An 18,187-nucleotide genomic window follows, 5' to 3' on the forward strand; every position below is an offset into this window, starting at 1 on the left:
TCGTGCCATGGCTGAACTCTCGCTTCCGATCCTCGACCTCTCGCAGCTCGACCAGGGCCCGGATGCGGCCGCCCGGTTCCGTGACGACCTGCGGGCCGCGACGCACGACGTGGGATTCTTCTACCTCACCGGCACCGGTGTCTCCCCCGCCCTCGAGGCGCGACTGCACAAGGCGGCGCTCGACTTCTTCGCTCTGCCCGAGACCGACAAGCTGGCGATCGAGAACGTCAACAGCCCGCACTTCCGCGGGTACACGCGCGTCGGCGGCGAGCGCACCCAGGGCGAGATCGACTGGCGGGAGCAGATCGACATCGGCCCGGAGCGACAGCCCGTCGCGGATGGGCCGGCATTCAACCGGCTGATCGGCCCCAACCTGTGGCCTGCCGCGCAGCCCGAACTGCGGGAGGTGGTGTCGGAGTGGCACGAGACCCTCAGCGACGTCGCGCGGCGACTGCTGCGGGCCTGGGCGGAGGCCCTGGGGGCGGAGGCCTCCTATTTCGACGAGCACTTCGGGGAGCCCTCGACCCTCATCAAGATCGTGCGGTACCCGGGAACCCACGAACCCGAACCGCAGCAGGGGGTCGGTGCACACAAGGACTCCGGCGTCCTGACCCTGCTCTGGGTCGAGCCGGGCAAGGGCGGCCTGCAGGTCGAGCGCGACGGCGAGTGGGTCGACGCTCCCCCGGTGCCCGGTGCGTTCGTGGTGAACATCGGCGAACTGCTGGAGTACGCGACGGGCGGCTACCTCAAGGCCACGAACCACCGCGTCGTCTCACCCCGGGCACCCCACGAGCGGATCTCGATCCCGTTCTTCTTCAACCCTGCCCTCGACAAGCGACTGCCACTCATCGACCTCCCCGCCGATCTCGCCGCCGAGGCGACCGGCGTGACGCAGGACCCGAACAACCCCATCCACGCCCTCTACGGCGAGAACGCGCTGAAGTCGCGGCTGCGGGCGCACCCGGACGTCGCGGCGATCCACCACGCCGATCTCGTCGGCACACCCGCCTGACTCGCATCGGGATGCCGCGGCCGGGAACCCCGGCGGCGGCATCCCCGGGCGAAACCGCCGGATACGACGAAGGCCGCCCCACACCTGGGGCGGCCTTCTCAAGAATGTTTTGCGCGATTGTACGCTGGCGTGCTCTGCCTTATCGACGGAGACCCAGGCGAGCGATCAGCGAGCGGTAACGCTCGATGTCGACGCTCTGGAGGTAGCCGAGGAGACGACGGCGCTGACCCACGAGCAGGAACAGACCACGACGCGAGTGGTGGTCGTGCTTGTGCTCCTTCAGGTGCTCGGTGAGGTCCTTGATGCGCTGCGTCAGCATGGCGGCCTGCACCTCGGGGGATCCGGTGTCACCGGGGTGCGTCGCGTACTCTTCGATGATCGCCTTCTTGACGTCTGCTTCGAGTGCCATAGATTCGATCCCCTTTCAGCTTGTTGCGCGGCGCCCGACGCCTGATGCGAGGGCTCTCTTTATCCGCGGCCGATCAAACGGCAACCTGACGAGTCTACCAGTCGCGGCGACCACGGGCGACCAGAAGCGGCCCGGCCCGCGCTCCCGCGCGATACGCTCGACGGATGCGGTTCGACGGGGCTCGGAAGTGAGCGATGCACGGGGCCATCTGATCGATCTCTCCCCCCTGCGAGCGAGCCCTGCCTTCGCCCGGATGTGGATCGGGTCGGCTCTCACCGGCATCGGCGGCCAGCTCACGCTCGTGACGGTGATGCTCCACGTGTTCGAGTTGACCGCGAGCACGTTCGCCGTCTCGATGATCGCGGTCGCGGGTCTCATCCCCATGATCCTCGCCGGTCTCTACGGGGGCATGCTCGCCGACGCCTTCGATCGCCGCCGTGTCGCGCTTCTCGCCGCGACCATCACGTTCGCGTCGACGGCGCTGCTGGCAGCCCTCACCTGGACGGGTTCGGAGACCATCTGGTGGTTGTACGCGCTGAGCATGATCAACGCGGCCGCGAACTCGGTGGGCATGGCGACGCGCACCGCGATCGTGCCGCGGCTCATCCCCCGCGACAAGCTTGCGGCGGCGTCCGCGCTGAACGGCGTCTCGATGGGCATCACCGTGATGGCCGGCCCCGCCCTGGCGGGCATCCTCGTCGCGCTCACCGGTTATGGCTGGACCTACACGATCGACGTCGTGCTGATGCTGTCGATGTTCCTCGGACTGTGGTCGCTTCCGGCTCTTCGTCCCGAGGGCGAGACGGTGCGGCCCGGCCTCGCGTCTCTCGTCGACGGTTGGCGTTTCCTCCGACGCGCCGGCAACATCCGCATGCAGTACGTCGTCGACATCATCGCCATGACCTTCGGGCAGCCGCTCGTGCTCTTCCCCGCCCTGGGCACGGTGCTCCTCGGCGGCGGAGCGGTGACCACCGGCATCCTCACCGCCGCCGTGGCCGTCGGAACGTTCGCGTCGAGCCTCTTCTCAGGACGCGTCGTGCACTACCGCTGGCACGGGCGGGGCATCGCACGGGCGGTCGAGGCGTACGGCGCCTCGATCCTGCTGTTCGGCCTGATCCTGGTGGCCGGTCTCCTCCTGCCTCCCGCGTCGGAGACCTCGCCGCACCTGGCCCTCATCGTCGCGGCGTGCGTCGCTCTCGCGTTGTCGGGCGCCGCCGACAACGTCAGCGCGATCTACCGCAACACGATGATGCAGGCCGCGGTGCCCGACGCGATGCGCGGCCGCCTGCAGGGCGTCTTCATCGTCGTCGTCGCGGGCGGCCCCCGAGTGGGCGCGCTCTACGCGGGCACCCTGGCGACCGCCACCGCACTGTGGTTCCCTCCCCTGCTGGGCGGTCTGCTGGTGGTCGGCCTCGTCGCGCTGCTCGTGAAGCGGAACCCGCGGTTCGCCGCCTACGACGCAGAGAACCCCGAGCCCTGAGGGGCCCGAGGTTCTCCGAAGGGTGCGGCACTCAGGCCTGCAGCGCCGCCTGCAGGTCGAGGTTGATCGTCACGTCCTTGCCGACGAGCACGCCGCCGGTCTCGAGCGCGGCGTTCCACGTGAGGCCGAAGTCCTCGCGGTTGATGACGGCCTTGGCCGACGCGCCGGCCTTGTAGTTGCCCCACGGGTCGGAGCCGAAGCCACCGAAGTCGACCTCGAAGGTGACGGGCTTCGTGACGCCCCGGATGGTGAGGTCGCCGTCGACGAACAGCTCGCCGTTCTCGGCGCGAGCACCGGTGGAGACGAAGTCCATGGTCGGGAAGTTCTCGGTGTCGAAGAAGTCGCCGGAACGGAGGTGCTGGTCGCGCCCCTCGTCCTTCGTGTCGACCGAGGTGACGTCGACGCTCGCCTCGACCTTCGTCTCCAGCGGGTTCTCCGGAGCGACGAGCGTCGCGCTCTTCACGCCGAAGGTGCCGCGCACCTTGGAGATCATCATGTGCCGGACGCTGAAGGTCACCTCGCTGTGCGACGGGTCGAGGACGTAGGTGCCGGGACGGTAGCCGGGGATGTCGATGGTCATGTGGTGATTCTCCTTCAGGGAAGCGGTCCGCGATCGCGGTATACGAGGCGCAACGACGCTCCGACGATATCTATTCCCGTGAATGAGAAATTTCAACAGACTTGTTTGCGACGTGCCCGGACGCGAGGACGCCCCGCTCCCCTCCGGGGGGGCGGGGCGTCCTCCGTCGACGGGCGGGCTCAGCCGACGGCGACGAGGTCGATGATGAAGATCAGGGTCTTGCCGGAGAGGAAGTGCCCTCCGCCCGCCGGGCCGTATGCCAGGTGCGGCGGGATGACGAGCTCGCGGCGGCCGCCGACCTTCATGCCGGGGATGCCGTCCTGCCAGCCCTGGATGAGGCCGCGGAGCGGGAACTGGATGGTCTCGCCGCGACCCCAGGACGAGTCGAACTCCTCGCCGGACTCGAACTCGACACCGGCGTAGTGCACGGTGACGGTGTCGCCGGGCTTGGCCTCGGCACCGTCGCCTTCGATGAGGTCTCGGATGACCAGGTCCGCGGGGGCGGGGCCGGTCGGGGCGTCGAACTCGGGCTTCGTACGATCAGTCATGACTCCATCCAACCCGAGCCGTGCGGACCCGGTCAACGCGTCAGCACCTGCTCACAGCGAACACCGTGGGAGATCGCCCTTGACACCCCTCCGGCACGGGTGCACCCTGGTTTCAGACCAACTCAGCGCCCGGGAGACTCGCAGGCATCGCCGCAGCACCGGGCGCTGAGTCTGTCCGAGGGAGACACGCCTCCGCCGCGGCTCAGTACGCGAGCAATGCCGCCCGTGTCGCTCGCGTGCGGATGAGGAGGGCCCGCTCGTCGTCGACGGCCAGGGGGTCGCGGCCCGTGATCGCCCGCTGCCGCACCGAGGCGAGAGCGGTCGCGTCTTTGATGAACTCCCGCATCAGGGGACGCCGGTCGCCGCGCAGAGTCGCCGCCCAGGCCATCCCGACCTTGCGCCCGGCAGGAGTGGCGAGCATCGTGATCTCCTCGGGCGTGAACCAGCCCGCCGCGGCGTACTCTCCAAGGCGGACGCGTGTGAGCCGCGCCTCTTCCCTCCGCAGCGCCGCGATGCCGATGATGAATCCGATGAACAGAGGCACCTGCAGGGTGAAGTACAGCAGGAAGAAGTCGGAGAAGACCGCCGAGCCGTTCCACAGCGCGTGGAGCACGATCGCGCCGATCAGTCCGAGCAGCCCCGCCCCGAAGCCCGCACCGACGGACGCGTGGCGACGTGCCGCGAGGCCGATCGCGAGACCGGTCAGCGACGTGAACATGGCGTGCGCGAACGGCGACAGCAGCCCGCGCATGACGAACGTGACCGACAGCTGCGCGCCGCCGCCCTCGATGAGGCTGACCGCGAAGTACTGGATGTTCTCGGTGAACGCGAATCCCGCGCCCACGAGTGCGCCGTAGACGACGCCGTCGACCGGGCCGTCGAACGCGCGACGGGCGAACAGGAAGATGAGGAAGACACCCAGGCCCTTCCACAGTTCCTCGACGATGGGCGCCTGCACCACGGCCGAGAACGTGTCGGGTCGCAGTCCGATGACGACGGTGAGGGCGAGGTCGACGAGCAGCGTGAGCCCGACTGCCGCGATCGCGCCCCACGCGATCGCGAAGAACACGAGACGCTTCGGCTCGGGCTCCCAGCGATCGATCATACGCACGCCGAAGAACACGATCGCCAGCGGGAAGAGCGCGAGCACGAGACCGACGACGGAGGCCGCGGGACCGAGTGCCATCGCGAAGTATCCGATGAGTCCGAGCAGCAGGAAGCCGAGCACGCCGAACAGCCAGATCGAGATGCTGCGCCCCTTGCGCGTCGGCATCGGCAGCGCCGGAAGACCTGCCGCCGGCGACGGAGCCGCGGGCGCCGGAGGGGAATAGGGCGTGGGCTGCGCGAGCGCGGAGGCGTAGGCCGGCTGCTGCGAGAACTGCCGCGGAGTGTAGGCCGAGTGCGCGTACTGCTGCTGCGAGAACGCCGGCGCCGGGGAGGGCGGAGGCGACGCGGGCGTCTGAGGCGCGATTGACGGATTCGGCGAGGGCGGCGGCGAGTACGAGGGGGCCGGCTGCGGGGGCGGCGCGTACTGCGGAGCCGGCGGCTGCGCGGGCGGCGCATACTGCGGAGCCGGCGGCTGCGCGGGCGCGGCGTTCGGAGGGGTCGCAGCGGGCGGCGGCGTGTACGGCGAAGGCTGCTGCGGTGGCTGCTGCGGCGGGAATGGTCCTCCGGAACTCATAGCCCCGAGCTTAGAGCGCACGCGCACCGCGAGGCGCATCCCGGGCCGGTCCGCGGCTCCGTCCCGTCGACCGGGTACCGTAGAGGGCATGCGGTTCGCTCATCTGCGCCGTCCCGACTCCCCTTCTGCACTTCTGGCCGTAGTGGAGCGCGACGACGCCATCCTCGTCTCCGATCTCGTCGACGACGGCCCGACGTCCCTCCAGCAGCTCATCGAACGCGGGGAGTCCGGGCTCGCCGAGATCCGGTCGGCGCTCGAAGACACCTCGGCTCCTCGGCATCCCCTCGGCGGCTGCGACTTCGCCTCCGCGGTGATCGCTCCCCCGGCCGTGCTCGCCGTCGGCCTCAACTACGCAGCGCACTCGAGCGAGCTCGGCCTCAAGACCGACACCGCCCCGACCGTCTTCACGCTCTGGCCGAACTCGCTCACCGGACATCAGCAGACCACCTCGTGGCCGCGCGCACTCAGCGAGGCCGTCGACTACGAGGCGGAGCTCGGCGTGCTCATCGGCAGCCCGGCGAAGGACGTCGACGCCGTGAACGCCCTCTCCCACGTGTGGGGCTACACGGTCGTGAACGACATCACCGCCCGCAACATCCAGTTCGCCGAGGCGCAGTGGTCGCGCTGCAAGTCGTTCGACGGTTTCACGCCCACCGGCCCGTTCGTCGTCACGGCCGACGAGGTCGCCGATCCGCAGGACCTGCACATCTGGACCGTCGTCGACGGTCACACCGTCCAGGACGCGTCGACGGGGCAGATGGTGCGGTCGGTCGCGACCCTGATCGCCCACCTCTCGCAGTCGCTCACCCTGCTGCCGGGCACGCTCATCTCGACGGGAAGCCCCGGCGGTGCCGGATACTCGCGCGACCCGCAGATCTTCCTCCGCGACCGGTCGACCGTCACGGTGGGAATCGACGGCATCGGCGAGCTCACGACGCACTGCCGCATCCTCGACTGACGCGCCAGAACGATGAAGGGGCGGATGCCGATGCATCCGCCCCTTCTACGTTCCTCAGATCTCGATGAGGTCGTCGCTGGGGATGATCGGGATCGCCGCCGTCACGGCCTCGAGCCCGGACAGGCGCGCCGGCGACAGCTGCTTCGTCACCTCTTCGCGCGACATCAGCCCGGCTTCGACCACGAGGTCGGCGACGTTGCGATTGGTGAGGAGCGCCGTCTTCGCGAGCGCCGCGGCGGCCGCATACCCGATGAACGGGGTGAGGGCGGTGACCACGCCGACGGAGGCGCCCACCATCGTCACGAGCCGGTCGCGGTTGGCGGTGATGCCCTCGACGCAGTTCACGCGCAGCGTCCACATGGCCTGGCGCATCCAGGTGATCGACTGGAAGATCGAGTGCGCGATGACCGGCTCGAAGGCGTTGAGCTGCAGCTGTCCGCCCTCGACGGCCATCGTCACGGTCATGTCGGCGCCGACGACCGCGAAGGCGACCTGGTTGACGACCTCCGGGATCACCGGGTTGACCTTGCCGGGCATGATGCTCGAGCCGGCCTGGCGGGCGGGCAGGTTGATCTCGCCGAGGCCGGCCTGCGGACCGGACGCGAGCAGCCGCAGGTCGTTGCAGATCTTCGACAGCTTGATGGCGTTGCGCTTCAGCGACGAGGAGAACGACATGAAGGCGCCGGTGTCGCTCGTGGACTCGACGAGGTCGGTCGCCGTCTCGAGGTCGAGACCGGTGATCTCGCGCAGGTGGCGCAGCACCGCGGGCGCGTAGTCGGAATGCGTCGTGATGCCCGTGCCGATCGCGGTCGCCCCCATGTTGATCTCGAACATGAGAGAGGCGTTCTCGGTCAGGCGGCTGTGGTCCTCGCCGAGCGTCGTGGCGAAGCCGTGGAACTCCTGACCCAGCGTCATCGGCACCGCGTCCTGCAGCTGCGTGCGGCCCACCTTGAGCACGTCGTGGAACTCGGTCGACTTCGTCAGGAACGACCGCCGGAGCAGGTCGAGCTCCTCCAGCAGCGCGTGCAGCGTGAGCGACAGACCGATCTTCACAGCGGTCGGGTACACGTCGTTGGTCGACTGGCTGCGGTTCGTGTGGTCGATCGGCGAGAGGAAGGCGTAATCGCCCTTCTCCCGGCCCGCCATCTCGAGCGCGATGTTCGTGATGACCTCATTCGCGTTCATGTTGGTCGAGGTGCCGGCGCCGCCCTGGATGACGCCCACGGTGAACTGGTCGTGGAACTCCCCGTCGATCACCCGCTGGGCGGCGCGGTCGATGAGGTCGGCGCGCTCGGGATCGAGTACACCGATCTCGCGGTTCGCGCGGGCGCTGGCCTGCTTCACCATGGCGAGCGCGCGCACCAGGTCGGGGTAGACCGAGATGGGCCGCTTGGTGATCGGGAAGTTCTCGTCCGCGCGGGCCGTGTGGATCCCCCAGTAGGCGTCGGCGGGGATCTCCATGCTCCCGAGGGAGTCGGTCTCGGTGCGGGTCGGGGTGGGCTCGGCAGAAGCCATGTCACATCCTTGTGGGTCGTGGCGAATGAGGGAGTGGGGGATGCGACCAGTCTACGCCCGCGTCCGCGAACGCCCCCGAGGGCTGTGGAATCAGCGCGTCGGCTTGCGCGAGAATGCTTCGAGGCGCTCCTGGGGCGACAGGGCCGCCATCTCCTCGAGCCAGGCTTCGGAGAAGTAGTCCCCGGTCGGGGCGTCGGTGACGGGGACGACGGTGTGCGTGATCGTATCGGGATGCACGTGCACGAGGTTGAACGCCTGGGCCGCGTCCATGCCGTTCACGTCGGGGGCGGGTCGCGCGACGTTCATCGTGTAGCAGGTCGCCGAGGCGACGCTCACCGGGATACCCGCGAAGAGACCGGTCGACGAGTAGTGCAGGTGCCCCGCGAGGATGCCGCGCACGTCGGTACCGCGCACCACCTCGGCCAGCGCGTCCTGCCCCCGAAGCTCGAGGATGTCGAACAGCGGCAGATGACTGGGAAGCGGAGGGTGGTGCATTGCGAGCAGCGTGCCGTGCGTCGCGGGGGTGCGGAGCAGATCGGCGAGCCAGGCGAGCTGCTCAGCGTCGATCTCGCCGTGATGCCAGCCGGGTACCGACGAATCCATGGCGATCAGCCGAAGACCGTCGAGGTCCCACACACCGGTCACCGGCTCCTCGGTCGCCGGGGCGTCGAGCAACGACGACCGGAGGGCCGGGCGCTCGTCGTGGTTGCCCGCGACCCACACGATCGGTGCGCCCAGATCGGCGGCGACGGGCTCGACCGCGTCACGGAGGCGGCGATACGCATCCGGCTCGCCGAGATCGGCCAGGTCGCCGGTCATCACGATCGCCGCCGGGGCCGGATCGACCGATCGGATCGCCGCGAGCGTGCGCGCGAACGTGCGCTCGACCTCGTAGCGCCCGCCGAGCAGCGCGCCTCCGGCGAGGAAATGCGGGTCGCTGACGTGGATGATCGTGTGGGACGCCGGCTGGTGCCGACCGAAGACGTAGGGCCCGGTCATGGCATCAGCCTAGGCCGCCCGTCCGACGCCGGTCAGTGCCCGACGACGATGACGAAGATACCGCCGACCACCGCCGCGGCGCACAGGGCGAAGCATCCGTAGGCGCCGACCAGCGCCAGGCGCCGCTGCCCCTCCGTGAGGGGGCTCTTGCGCGCGGCCTTCGCCGCCTGCTTCTCGGCGCGCTTCAGCTCCTTCTCGGTGATCACCGTGATGGCGTCGGTGAACTCCGCCGGGCTGACGACGGGCGCGTGCCCGCTGCGCACGAGCAGGCGCAGACCGAGAGCGTAGAACGTCACGATGGCGACCGCACCGACCATCGCCGCCGCGAAGACCAGGAGGAAAGCGTTCCAGTCGATCGAGACGATCATTCGCCCTGCTCCTTCCGCACGCGGGACTCGGAGTCGACGGCCGCGCCCGCTTTCGCCTTGGCCTTCGCGTCGGCCTTGACCTTCGCGTCGGCTTTCGCATCGGCACGGGCATCCGCCTTGGCCTGCTTGCGCGCCTTGGCCTCGGCCTTCGCCTGCTGGATGCGCTGCTGACGGCGAGTGGGCGGCGGCACCTCGGCCACCTCGACGGCGAGTCCGGACTCGGCGACATCGCTCATGGCGTTCGCCGGGGTCACGGCGTCGCGGCGCGAACGCAGGAACAGTCCGAGGATGATCGCGAGCGCGAGCACGGCGTCGATCGCGATGCCCCAGCCCCCGAGCCACAGGGCGATGAGCGCAGCCAGGGCACCCACCGCGCCGGCTGCGGGAAGCGTGAGCACCCAGCCGATCGCGATGCGACCGGCGGTGCGCCAGCGGACCGTCGACCCGCGGCGGCCGAGGCCGGAGCCGATGACGGATCCGGAGGCGACCTGGGTGGTGGAGAGGGCGAAGCCGAAGGCGCTCGACGCGAGGATCGTGGCGGACGTGGCGCTCTCGGCCGAGAAGCCCTGCGCGGGCTTGACCTCGGTGAGGCCCTTGCCGAGTGTGCGGATGATCCGCCAGCCGCCCAGGTAGGTGCCCAGCGCGATCGTCACGGCGCAGGCGATGATCACCCAGAGATAGGGGTCGGCCTGGTCGGCGTTCTGCCAGCCGACCGTGATGAGGGCGAGGGTGATGACGCCCATCGTCTTCTGCGCGTCGTTGGTGCCGTGCGCGAGGGCGACGAGGGAGGACGTGAAGATCTGCCCCCATCGGAACCCGTCCCGCCCGTCGGGCTTTCCGTCGTAACGACGGGTGATCGAGTAGGCGGCCTTGGTCGCCACGAAAGCGATGATCCCCGCCGTGAGCGGCGCGATCAGGGCCGGCAGGATGATCTTCGACAGCACCATGCCGAAGTCGATGCCCTGCACGCCCACACCCACCAGCGTGGCGCCGATGAGTCCGCCGAAGAGCGCGTGCGAGGAGCTGGAAGGCAGGCCGAGGAGCCAGGTGAGCATGTTCCACGTGATCGCGCCGATGAGCCCGGCGAAGATCATCGGCAGGAAGACGGCGGCTTGGATGCCCTCCTCGTGGATGATGCCGTGGGAGACCGTCTTCGACACCTCGGTCGACAGGAATGCCCCGACGAGATTGAGGACGGCGGCGAGGAGGACGGCGGTCTTGGGCTTCAGGGCTCCCGTCGCGATCGGCGTCGCCATCGCGTTCGCCGTGTCGTGGAATCCGTTCGTGAAGTCGAAGAAGAGTGCCAGCAGGATCACCAGCACGACGATGAGGGCTGCGGTTTCCACCGTTCGCTTTCGGTCGTTGAGGAAGAGGGAGATGTCGACGGGATCGACGTGACGAACGAAGAGTTCACCGTGGGTTTTACTTCCGTTTACCGGCCCCGGTAAATGATCCCACCGTCCCCGGCGGTGGTCAACTCGACTGGGATAGCGTGGAACGATGAGCAACGCCCCCCTCGCCGACCGCCGGCCCCTCCCCCGCACGCACCACGGCGACACGTTCGACGATCCGTACGAGTGGCTCCGCGAGAAGGAATCTCCCGAGGTCGTCGCGCACCTCGAGGCCGAGAACGCCCACACCGAGGCGGAGCTCTCGCACCTCGACGCCCTGCGCGAGACGCTCTTCCAGGAGATCAAGGGGCGCGTGCAGGAGACCGATCTCTCCGTCCCCACGCGCCGAGGCGACTGGTGGTACTACAGCCGCACCGAGGAGGGGGCGCAGTACGGCATCCACTGCCGCGCCGCCGCGGTCGCCGACGATTGGACGCCCCCCGTGCTCGAGCCGGGCGTGCCCGTTCCGGGCGAGGTCGTGCTCCTCGACGGCAACGTCGAGGCCGAGGGGCACGAGTTCTTCTCCCTCGGAGCATTCGACACGAGCGACGATGCCCGCATGCTGCTGTGGTCGACCGATTTCGAAGGCGACGAGCTCTACACGGTCCGCGTGCGAGACCTCTCGACCGGCGAGACGCTGCCCGACGAGATCCCGAACACCGGCGGGGCCTTCTTCACTCCGGACGGCACGGCCGTGATCTACACCACCCGAGACGACGCCTGGCGTCCGGACACGCTGTGGTTGCACCGGCTCGGAACAGCGGTGTCCGACGACGTGCAGCTCTTCCACGAACCCGACGAGAAGTACTGGCTCGGCGCGGGTATCACGCGCAGCCGCCGGTACCTCGTGATCGGCGTCGGCTCGAGCATCACGAGCGAGGAGTACCTCGTCGACCTCGAGGGCGACCTGACGGCCGAGCCGCGGATCGTCTGGCCGCGCGTCGAGGGCGTCGAGTACTCCCTCGAGCACGCGGTGGTCGACGGTGAGGACCGTCTGCTCATCCTCCACAACGACGGAGCTCTCGACTTCGAGCTCGTCTCGGTGTCGGCCGACGAGCCGCAGGGGGCCCGTCGAACGGTGCTCCCCCACACCCCCGGCCGCCGACTGCTCGGTGTGGACGCCTTCCGCGACTTCGCGACGGTCGAGTACCGCGCCGAGGGTCTCGAGCGCGTCGGGCTGCTCGACTACGCCACCGGCGCCGTCGACGACATCGCGTTCGACGAACCGCTCTATTCGGCCGGCGTGAGCGGCAACCCGGAGTGGCACTCCCCTTTCCTCCGTCTCGGCTACGCCTCGTTCGTGACCCCGGGCACCGTCTACGACCTGGATCTGCGCACCCGCGAACTCGTCCTCCGCAAGCGCGCCGTGGTCCTCGGCGGCTACGACCCGGCGGACTACGGCCAGCGGCGCGAGTGGGCCACCGCCCCCGACGGCACCCGCATCCCGATCTCGCTCGTGTGGAAGAACGCGTTCGGCGAGCCCGGTGCCGCCGCGCGGCCCGTGCACCTGTACGGGTACGGATCGTACGAGCACTCGATCGACCCCGGCTTCTCGGTCGCACGACTGTCGGAGCTCGACCGCGGAGTCGTGTTCGCGGTCGCCCACGTGCGCGGCGGCGGCGAGATGGGCAGGCAGTGGTACGAAGACGGGAAGCTGCTGCAGAAGCGCAACACCTTCACCGACTTCGTGGCCTGCGCCGAGCACCTCGTCGGCGCCGGCATCGCGGCTCCCGACCGCCTCGTCGCGGAAGGCGGGAGTGCGGGCGGACTCCTGATGGGTGCCGTCGCGAACCTCGCGCCGGAGCTGTTCACCGGCATCCTGGCGGCGGTGCCGTTCGTCGACGCGCTCACCACGATCCTCGATCCGTCGCTGCCGCTGACGGTGATCGAGTGGGACGAGTGGGGCGACCCGCTGCACGACCCCGAGGTCTACGCCTACATGAAGTCGTACTCCCCGTACGAGAACGTGCGCGACGGAGTGCGCTACCCCCGCATCCTCGCCGTCACGTCGCTCAACGACTCACGCGTGCACTACGTCGAGCCGGCGAAATGGGTGGCGCGTCTGCGGGAGGCGGGCGCCGAGGACGTGCTCCTGAAGTGCGAGATGGTGGCGGGGCACGGCGGTGTCAGCGGACGCTACAACTCGTGGCGCGAACGCGCCTTCGAACTCGCCTGGCTGCTCGAGACGCTCGGCCTCGCCGACTGACCGGGTGAACCGGCCGGCGGGAGAGACGGCCGGTTCACCCGAAGAGAGCCGCGGCCTCGTCGTAGCGGCTGCGCGGCACGGTGTTCAGCTCGCCCAGCGCCTCGGCGAACGGCACGCGCACGATGTCCGTGCCCCGGAGCGAGACCATCTGACCCCAGGACTCATCGGTCAGGGCGTCGGCGGCGTGCAGCCCCAGGCGCGTGGCGAGCACGCGGTCGAAGCCGGACGGCGAACCGCCCCGCTGGATGTGGCCGAGAACCGTGGAGCGCGTCTCGATGCCGGTGATGCGCTCGATCTCGGGGGCGAGGACCTCGCTGATCCCTCCCAGGCGCGGGCGGTTGAACGCGTCGAGGCCCTTGTCGCTGTACGCCGTCTCCATGCCCTTGAGAGTGAAGCCCTCCGAGACGACGACGAGCGGCGCGCGCCCGCGGTCGTGCGCACTCGACACGAGCGCGCAGATCTCGTCGATCGACATGGGCACCTCGGGGATGCAGATCACGTGCGCCCCCGCGGCCATGCCGGCGTGCAGCGCGATCCATCCGACGTGACGACCCATGACCTCGGCGACCATGCAGCGCTGGTGCGAGTCGCCCGTCGTGCGGAGGCGGTCCATCGCGTCGGTCGCGATGTTGACCGCCGTGTCGAAGCCGAAGGAGTAGTCGGTCGCGCGCAGGTCGTTGTCGATGGTCTTGGGGACGCCGATGACGTTGATGCCATCGTTCGCGAGGCGGTTGGCCGCCGCGAGGGTGCCCTCGCCCCCGATCGCCAGGATGCCGTCGATGCCGTGCGCGGCGAGCGTCTTCGCGATGTTCTCGGCACCTCCGCGCGGACCCTCGTAGGGGTTCGTCCGGCTGGTGCCGAGGATGGTGCCGCCGACCTTCGACAGTCCCTTCACCTCGTGGCGGGTGAGGGGGAAGAAATCGCCGTCGACCACCCCGCGCCATCCGTCGCGGATGCCGACGAACTCCATGTCGTAGGTCTCCGTGCCCTTCAGCACGACGCCACGGATGACCGCGTTGAGTCCGGGGCAGTCGCCGCCGCTCGTGAGGATGCCGATCTTCATGCTGCTGCCTTCGGGTGTTCGGGGAGGTACGGGACACGGCGACGCTGCCTGCGATCGACACTAGCGGCAAGCATCCTCCGGGCGCCATTCGAGGGTCGCGAAAACACGCGATTTTGATGGCGTTCCCGCGAGCGCGCGCCGCCGAATCGCAGAATCGCGCTTCCTCGCCCCGAAAGGGCGCGAAGAAGCGCGATTCTTAACGCGATTCAGGAACCGCCCAGAGCGTCGCGAAGCAGGTGCATGAGCGCTCCGAGCTGCACGGGCTCGGCCGCCACCTCGTCGAGCGCCTCCCCGTCGAGGGCGCGCGCCGCGAGTCCCTGCTTCTGGTCGATGAGTTCGGCGATCTTCGCGTCCACCGTGTGCGCGGCGATGATGCGCCACGCCGTGACGGGTTCGTCCTGACCGATCCGGTGCACGCGGTCGATCGCCTGAGTCTGCTCCGCCGCCGTCCACGACAGCTCGGCCAGAACCACGTTCGACGCGGCCTGCAGGTTCAGCCCGACACCGGCGGCCGTGAGCGAGCACACGGCGATCCCGACCTGCGGGTCGCCGTTGAAGTCGTCGATCGCCTGCTGACGCGCGGCGGTCGACTGGTCGCCGCGGATCGACACCGAGCGGATGCCCGCCGACGCGAAGTGCGCTTCGGCCTGATCCATGACGTCGATGTGCTTGGCGAAGAACACGACCTTGCCGACCGAGCGCTGCAGCTGGGCAGCGTAGTCGGCCGCGAGCTGCGCCTTGGCCTGCCCGATGCGACGCACCATGGTGAAGACGTTGTCGCCGCCGGTCCCGGCGGACTTCGACTCCTCGAGCTCGTTCTGTGCGACGAGACGAACGATGTCGTCGTCGATCTCTCCGGGCGCGAGTCCACGGTCGCCGCGCGCTTCGATGATGCGCCGGTACCGGGCAGCAAGCCGTTCCCCGAGTTCGCGCTCGGCCTGACGGATGCTGCGGCCGAACTCGTCGTCGAGCTGCACGGGGAGGTCGGCGATGAGCTTGTCGGGGAGGTCCGCCGCGACGTCCTTCTTCTTTCGCCGCACGATGCCCATCGAGATGACGGCGTCTCGCGCCTCGGGATAGAACGCCTTGTCGGCCGGAGTGAACCCGGTGGCGTCGAGCTTCTCCATGAGCTCGGGGCCGGGCTTCTCGCCGTTCGTCCATCCGAGGAAACGCCAGATCGCGTCGAAGTCCTCGACGTCGTTGATGAGCGGCGTTCCCGTGAGCGCCAGCATCAGCGGGTTGCCGCCCGGCGTGCGCTCACGCACGCGGGAAGCCAACGACAGCACGTTCTGCGAGCGCTGCGACGACAGGTTCTTGATGAAGTGGGCCTCGTCGACGACCATGCCGCGCAGGCCGATCGACGCGAGCCACGACAGGTGACGGTCGAGGATCTCGTAGTTGACGATGAAGATGTCGGCGAAGGCGTCGATGTCGTCGCCGTCTCCCTGGATGACCGTGGCGCGCCGCTGCGGCGTCCAACGCTCGACCTCGCGGGCCCAGTTCATCTTCACGACGTTGGGCACCACCACGAGCAGGGGGTACGCCCCTGCGACCGAAGCGGCGAGCACGGACTGGGCCGTCTTACCGAGACCGGGCTCGTCGGCGAGCAGGAAGCTCCGGTGCCCCTGCCGCACGGCCTCGAGGAAGCGCGACTGGTGCACCATGAGCTCGCGCCCCTTGGGCGACACGTGGTCGTACTCGGGGACCGGGGGCAGCTCCATGCTGGCCGCAGATCCGCCCGCTCCGCTCTCGAACGCCTTGTAGAGCGGCCCCATGAGCTCCCAGCCGTCGAGACGCCGTCGCGGCGTCGACGTGGCGCGCGGGGTGAGATCCGGAGCGAGGAAGGGGTTCGCCAGCTGGCGTGCCTCCACCGACGGCGGCGTCACCTGGCGCTCGGCGATCGCCGCCGGCACGACCGGCACCTGGATCGGTGCGATGTCGGCGATGATGAGTTCCTCGGGCGGCAGTTCGGCCCCCGACTCCAGCAGCCAGTCCCGCCGCATCCGCTTGGCGACCGGCGAGGTGGCCTGATCGGCCTCCAGCAGCTGGATGAGCGAGGTGTCGCGCGCGGCGGTCTTGGCGAGGATCGTCGCGACGCCGTCGAGCCGCTTGAGCAGCTCCGCTCGCGCAGCGTCGCCGAGTTCGGCATCGGCCTTGACCCTGGCGCGCTCCTCACGCACGAGGAAGGCGATCACCTGGAACTTGACCCGGTTCGTCGGTCCGAGCTTGCCCCGCTGGGACTTCGCCTCGATCTCTCGCACCTTGCGCGCGAGGATGGGGATGAGGGGCGCCTCGTCATCACGACGGGACGACTTCTTGCGCCGCGATGCGGCGGGTGCCGTGGTCGGCATGCTCCTCCTGAGCCTGAGGGCCGGGCCGCATGGGAGGACCCGGCGTTCTCGATGTCCGCGTGTGGCGCGAGCCAGGACCGTGCGGACGGTAGATCTGCGCTTCCGTCGAGGTCGGGCGCGACGCCCGAGAACCGCCGGAGGCTGCACCCACTCTACGCCATCCCCGCCCGATCGGGCAGGCATTCACGGCGCGGCGTGCTCAGGCGGTCGCGCCGCGCAGCACGCGTTCGGCGTCGTCGACGTCCGTCGCCATCTGATCCTTGAGCTTCTCGATGCCCTCGAAGGCGACCATGCCGCGAAGCCGCTCGACGAACTCGACCGTCACGTCGTGGCCGTAGAGATCGAGCCCCGTCTCGCCCACCACATGCGCCTCGACCTGACGCTCGAGGACGTCGTCGAACGTCGGATTGGTCCCCACCGAGATCGCGGACGGATGCCGGATGCCGGTGTCGTGGTCGACCAGCCACCCCGCGTAGACGCCGTCGGCCGGCACGAAGGCATCGACGATCGGCGACAGGTTCGCCGTCGGGAACCCGAGTTCCCGTCCGCGCTTCAGGCCGTGCACCACCACGCCCCGAACGTCGGGGAAGCGTCCGAGCACGCGGGACGCGGCCACCACGTCGCCCGCCATGAGCAGCTCGCGGATCCATGTCGACGACACCCGCCGGTCGGACCCTTCGAGATACACGTCGTCGACGACCTCGACCGAGAAGCCGTATCGCGGCCCCATCGCGCGCAGCAGCTCGGGAGTCCCGGCGCCGCGGTGGCCGAACCGGAAGTCCTCGCCCACGAGGACCGTCGACACGCCCAGCGCCCCGACGAGGATCTGCGACACGAAGTCCTCGGCGCTCAGCGCCGCGAGCGTCGCGTCGAACGTGAGCAGGAGGGTCGCATCGAGCCCCAGCTCGCCCAGCAATTCGATCTTGCGCGCGACCGTGACCACGTTCTCCGGGCAGCGATCCGGCCGCAGCACGGCCAGCGGATTGCGGTCGAAGGTGACCGCCACCGACCGGGCACTGATCTCCGCGGCGCGCTCCTCGAGGCGACGGATGACCGCACGGTGGCCGGCGTGCACTCCGTCGAACTTGCCGATCGCCACGACGCTCGGCCCGAAATCGTCCGGGACCTCGGACGGGTCGCGGAAGACGATCACACCGTCACCTCTGCGCCCGCCGTCACCGGGGCGGGACGGTGCGTGCGCAACCACCAGATGCCGAAGACCGGGAGCACCAGGGGAATGAAGAGGTACCCGCGTCCGAAGAGCGACCACACGGTCTCGTGCTGGAACAATTCGGGCAGCACGAGGCTCAGCACGCCGACGACGATCACCCCGGTCAGCTCGAAGACGATCGCGACCCAGGCCACCGTGTACCAGCCGCGGCGCCGGGCGAGCACGAGGGCGAGCGTCGCGAGGATGTAGACGACGGCCGCGAGTGCCGACAGGGAGTAGGCGAGCGGCGCCTCGTCGAACCGGCGGACGATCTGCACGAAGCTGCGGCCGGTCGCCGCGAGTGCCATGACGGCGTAGACGATCACGAGGACGCGGCCGATGCCGGTCATCCTGGTGGTGGGGGCGGAGGTGCTCATAGCGCATTCCATCCTAGATGCGCCACGCGCACCGCACGC

The 18,187-nt window shown here is 69.4% G+C and carries 16 protein-coding genes; 4 read left to right on the forward strand and 12 right to left on the reverse strand.

All coding sequences use genetic code 11. The features are described from left to right. Positions 1 to 7 precede the first annotated feature (7 nt). A complete protein-coding gene (locus tag AC3A3J_RS11715; RefSeq protein WP_487672438.1) occupies positions 8 to 1,012 on the forward strand; it encodes an isopenicillin N synthase family dioxygenase in 1,005 nt (334 codons plus the stop codon). Between the two features lie 139 nt (positions 1,013 to 1,151). Here AC3A3J_RS11715 and rpsO read toward each other — a convergent pair whose 3' ends face one another. Continuing rightward, positions 1,152 to 1,421, reverse strand: a complete 270-nt coding sequence (rpsO, locus tag AC3A3J_RS11720) for a 30S ribosomal protein S15 (RefSeq protein ID WP_017203073.1) — start codon at positions 1,419 to 1,421, stop codon at positions 1,152 to 1,154. A 187-nt stretch (positions 1,422 to 1,608) separates the two neighbouring features. Between rpsO and AC3A3J_RS11725 the strand changes: the two genes are divergently transcribed. Further along, a complete protein-coding gene (locus AC3A3J_RS11725) occupies positions 1,609 to 2,901 on the forward strand; it encodes an MFS transporter (RefSeq protein ID WP_487672439.1) in 1,293 nt (430 codons plus the stop codon). Positions 2,902 to 2,932: 31 nt separating this feature from the next. Here the strand turns inward: AC3A3J_RS11725 and AC3A3J_RS11730 are convergent, their stop codons facing one another. From AC3A3J_RS11730 to AC3A3J_RS11740, 3 genes are all read right to left on the reverse strand, one after another. Then, complete coding sequence (locus tag AC3A3J_RS11730) at positions 2,933 to 3,481, reverse strand: YceI family protein (RefSeq protein WP_487672440.1); 549 nt, start codon at positions 3,479 to 3,481, stop codon at positions 2,933 to 2,935. A gap of 179 nt (positions 3,482 to 3,660) precedes the next feature. Next, positions 3,661 to 4,029: an FKBP-type peptidyl-prolyl cis-trans isomerase gene (locus AC3A3J_RS11735; RefSeq protein WP_487672441.1), complete on the reverse strand. Its 369-nt coding sequence runs from the start codon at positions 4,027 to 4,029 to the stop codon at positions 3,661 to 3,663. 202 nt (positions 4,030 to 4,231) lie between these two features. After that, complete coding sequence (locus AC3A3J_RS11740) at positions 4,232 to 5,710, reverse strand: PrsW family intramembrane metalloprotease (RefSeq protein ID WP_487672442.1); 1,479 nt, start codon at positions 5,708 to 5,710, stop codon at positions 4,232 to 4,234. 88 nt (positions 5,711 to 5,798) lie between these two features. On the opposite strand from AC3A3J_RS11740, the gene AC3A3J_RS11745 reads away from it, so the two are divergent. Further along, entirely contained in the window at positions 5,799 to 6,668 is an 870-nt protein-coding gene (locus AC3A3J_RS11745) for a fumarylacetoacetate hydrolase family protein (protein ID WP_487672443.1), read from the forward strand. A 54-nt stretch (positions 6,669 to 6,722) separates the two neighbouring features. On the opposite strand, the gene AC3A3J_RS11750 is transcribed toward AC3A3J_RS11745, so the two are convergent. The 4 genes from AC3A3J_RS11750 to AC3A3J_RS11765 all read right to left on the reverse strand — a co-directional run bounded on the left by AC3A3J_RS11750 (position 6,723) and on the right by AC3A3J_RS11765 (position 10,896). Continuing rightward, a complete protein-coding gene (locus tag AC3A3J_RS11750) occupies positions 6,723 to 8,183 on the reverse strand; it encodes an aspartate ammonia-lyase (RefSeq protein ID WP_487672444.1) in 1,461 nt (486 codons plus the stop codon). 90 nt (positions 8,184 to 8,273) lie between these two features. Continuing rightward, positions 8,274 to 9,182, reverse strand: coding sequence for a phosphodiesterase (locus AC3A3J_RS11755; protein WP_487672445.1), 909 nt, complete (start codon positions 9,180 to 9,182; stop codon positions 8,274 to 8,276). A gap of 32 nt (positions 9,183 to 9,214) precedes the next feature. After that, positions 9,215 to 9,550, reverse strand: a complete 336-nt coding sequence (locus AC3A3J_RS11760; RefSeq protein ID WP_487672446.1) for a peptidase — start codon at positions 9,548 to 9,550, stop codon at positions 9,215 to 9,217. Next, positions 9,547 to 10,896 carry an anion permease gene (locus AC3A3J_RS11765; RefSeq protein WP_487672447.1) on the reverse strand — a complete coding sequence of 450 codons (1,350 nt, stop codon included), beginning with the start codon at positions 10,894 to 10,896 and terminating at the stop codon, positions 9,547 to 9,549. The genes AC3A3J_RS11760 and AC3A3J_RS11765 overlap by 4 nt, the downstream gene beginning before the upstream one ends. Positions 10,897 to 11,050: 154 nt before the next feature. Between AC3A3J_RS11765 and AC3A3J_RS11770 the strand changes: the two genes are divergently transcribed. Further along, positions 11,051 to 13,147, forward strand: a complete 2,097-nt coding sequence (locus AC3A3J_RS11770; protein ID WP_487672448.1) for a S9 family peptidase — start codon at positions 11,051 to 11,053, stop codon at positions 13,145 to 13,147. 34 nt (positions 13,148 to 13,181) lie between these two features. Here the strand turns inward: AC3A3J_RS11770 and AC3A3J_RS11775 are convergent, their stop codons facing one another. The 4 genes from AC3A3J_RS11775 to AC3A3J_RS11790 form a co-directional block, all read right to left on the reverse strand. Beyond that, the gene (locus tag AC3A3J_RS11775; protein WP_487672449.1) at positions 13,182 to 14,210 is read right to left on the reverse strand and encodes a 6-phosphofructokinase; all 1,029 of its coding nucleotides are present in this window, start codon (positions 14,208 to 14,210) and stop codon (positions 13,182 to 13,184) included. Between the two features lie 206 nt (positions 14,211 to 14,416). Continuing rightward, positions 14,417 to 16,561 (reverse strand): DEAD/DEAH box helicase, encoded by a 2,145-nt coding sequence (locus AC3A3J_RS11780; protein WP_487672450.1) that lies wholly within the window; start codon positions 16,559 to 16,561, stop codon positions 14,417 to 14,419. A gap of 199 nt (positions 16,562 to 16,760) precedes the next feature. Beyond that, positions 16,761 to 17,714 (reverse strand): bifunctional riboflavin kinase/FAD synthetase, encoded by a 954-nt coding sequence (locus AC3A3J_RS11785; RefSeq protein ID WP_487672451.1) that lies wholly within the window; start codon positions 17,712 to 17,714, stop codon positions 16,761 to 16,763. After that, positions 17,711 to 18,121, reverse strand: a complete 411-nt coding sequence (locus tag AC3A3J_RS11790; RefSeq protein ID WP_487673104.1) for a hypothetical protein — start codon at positions 18,119 to 18,121, stop codon at positions 17,711 to 17,713. Before AC3A3J_RS11790 ends, AC3A3J_RS11785 begins: the two co-directional genes overlap by 4 nt. Positions 18,122 to 18,187: the final 66 nt, after the last annotated feature.

The organism is Microbacterium sp. Soil_N32, assembly GCF_057655505.1.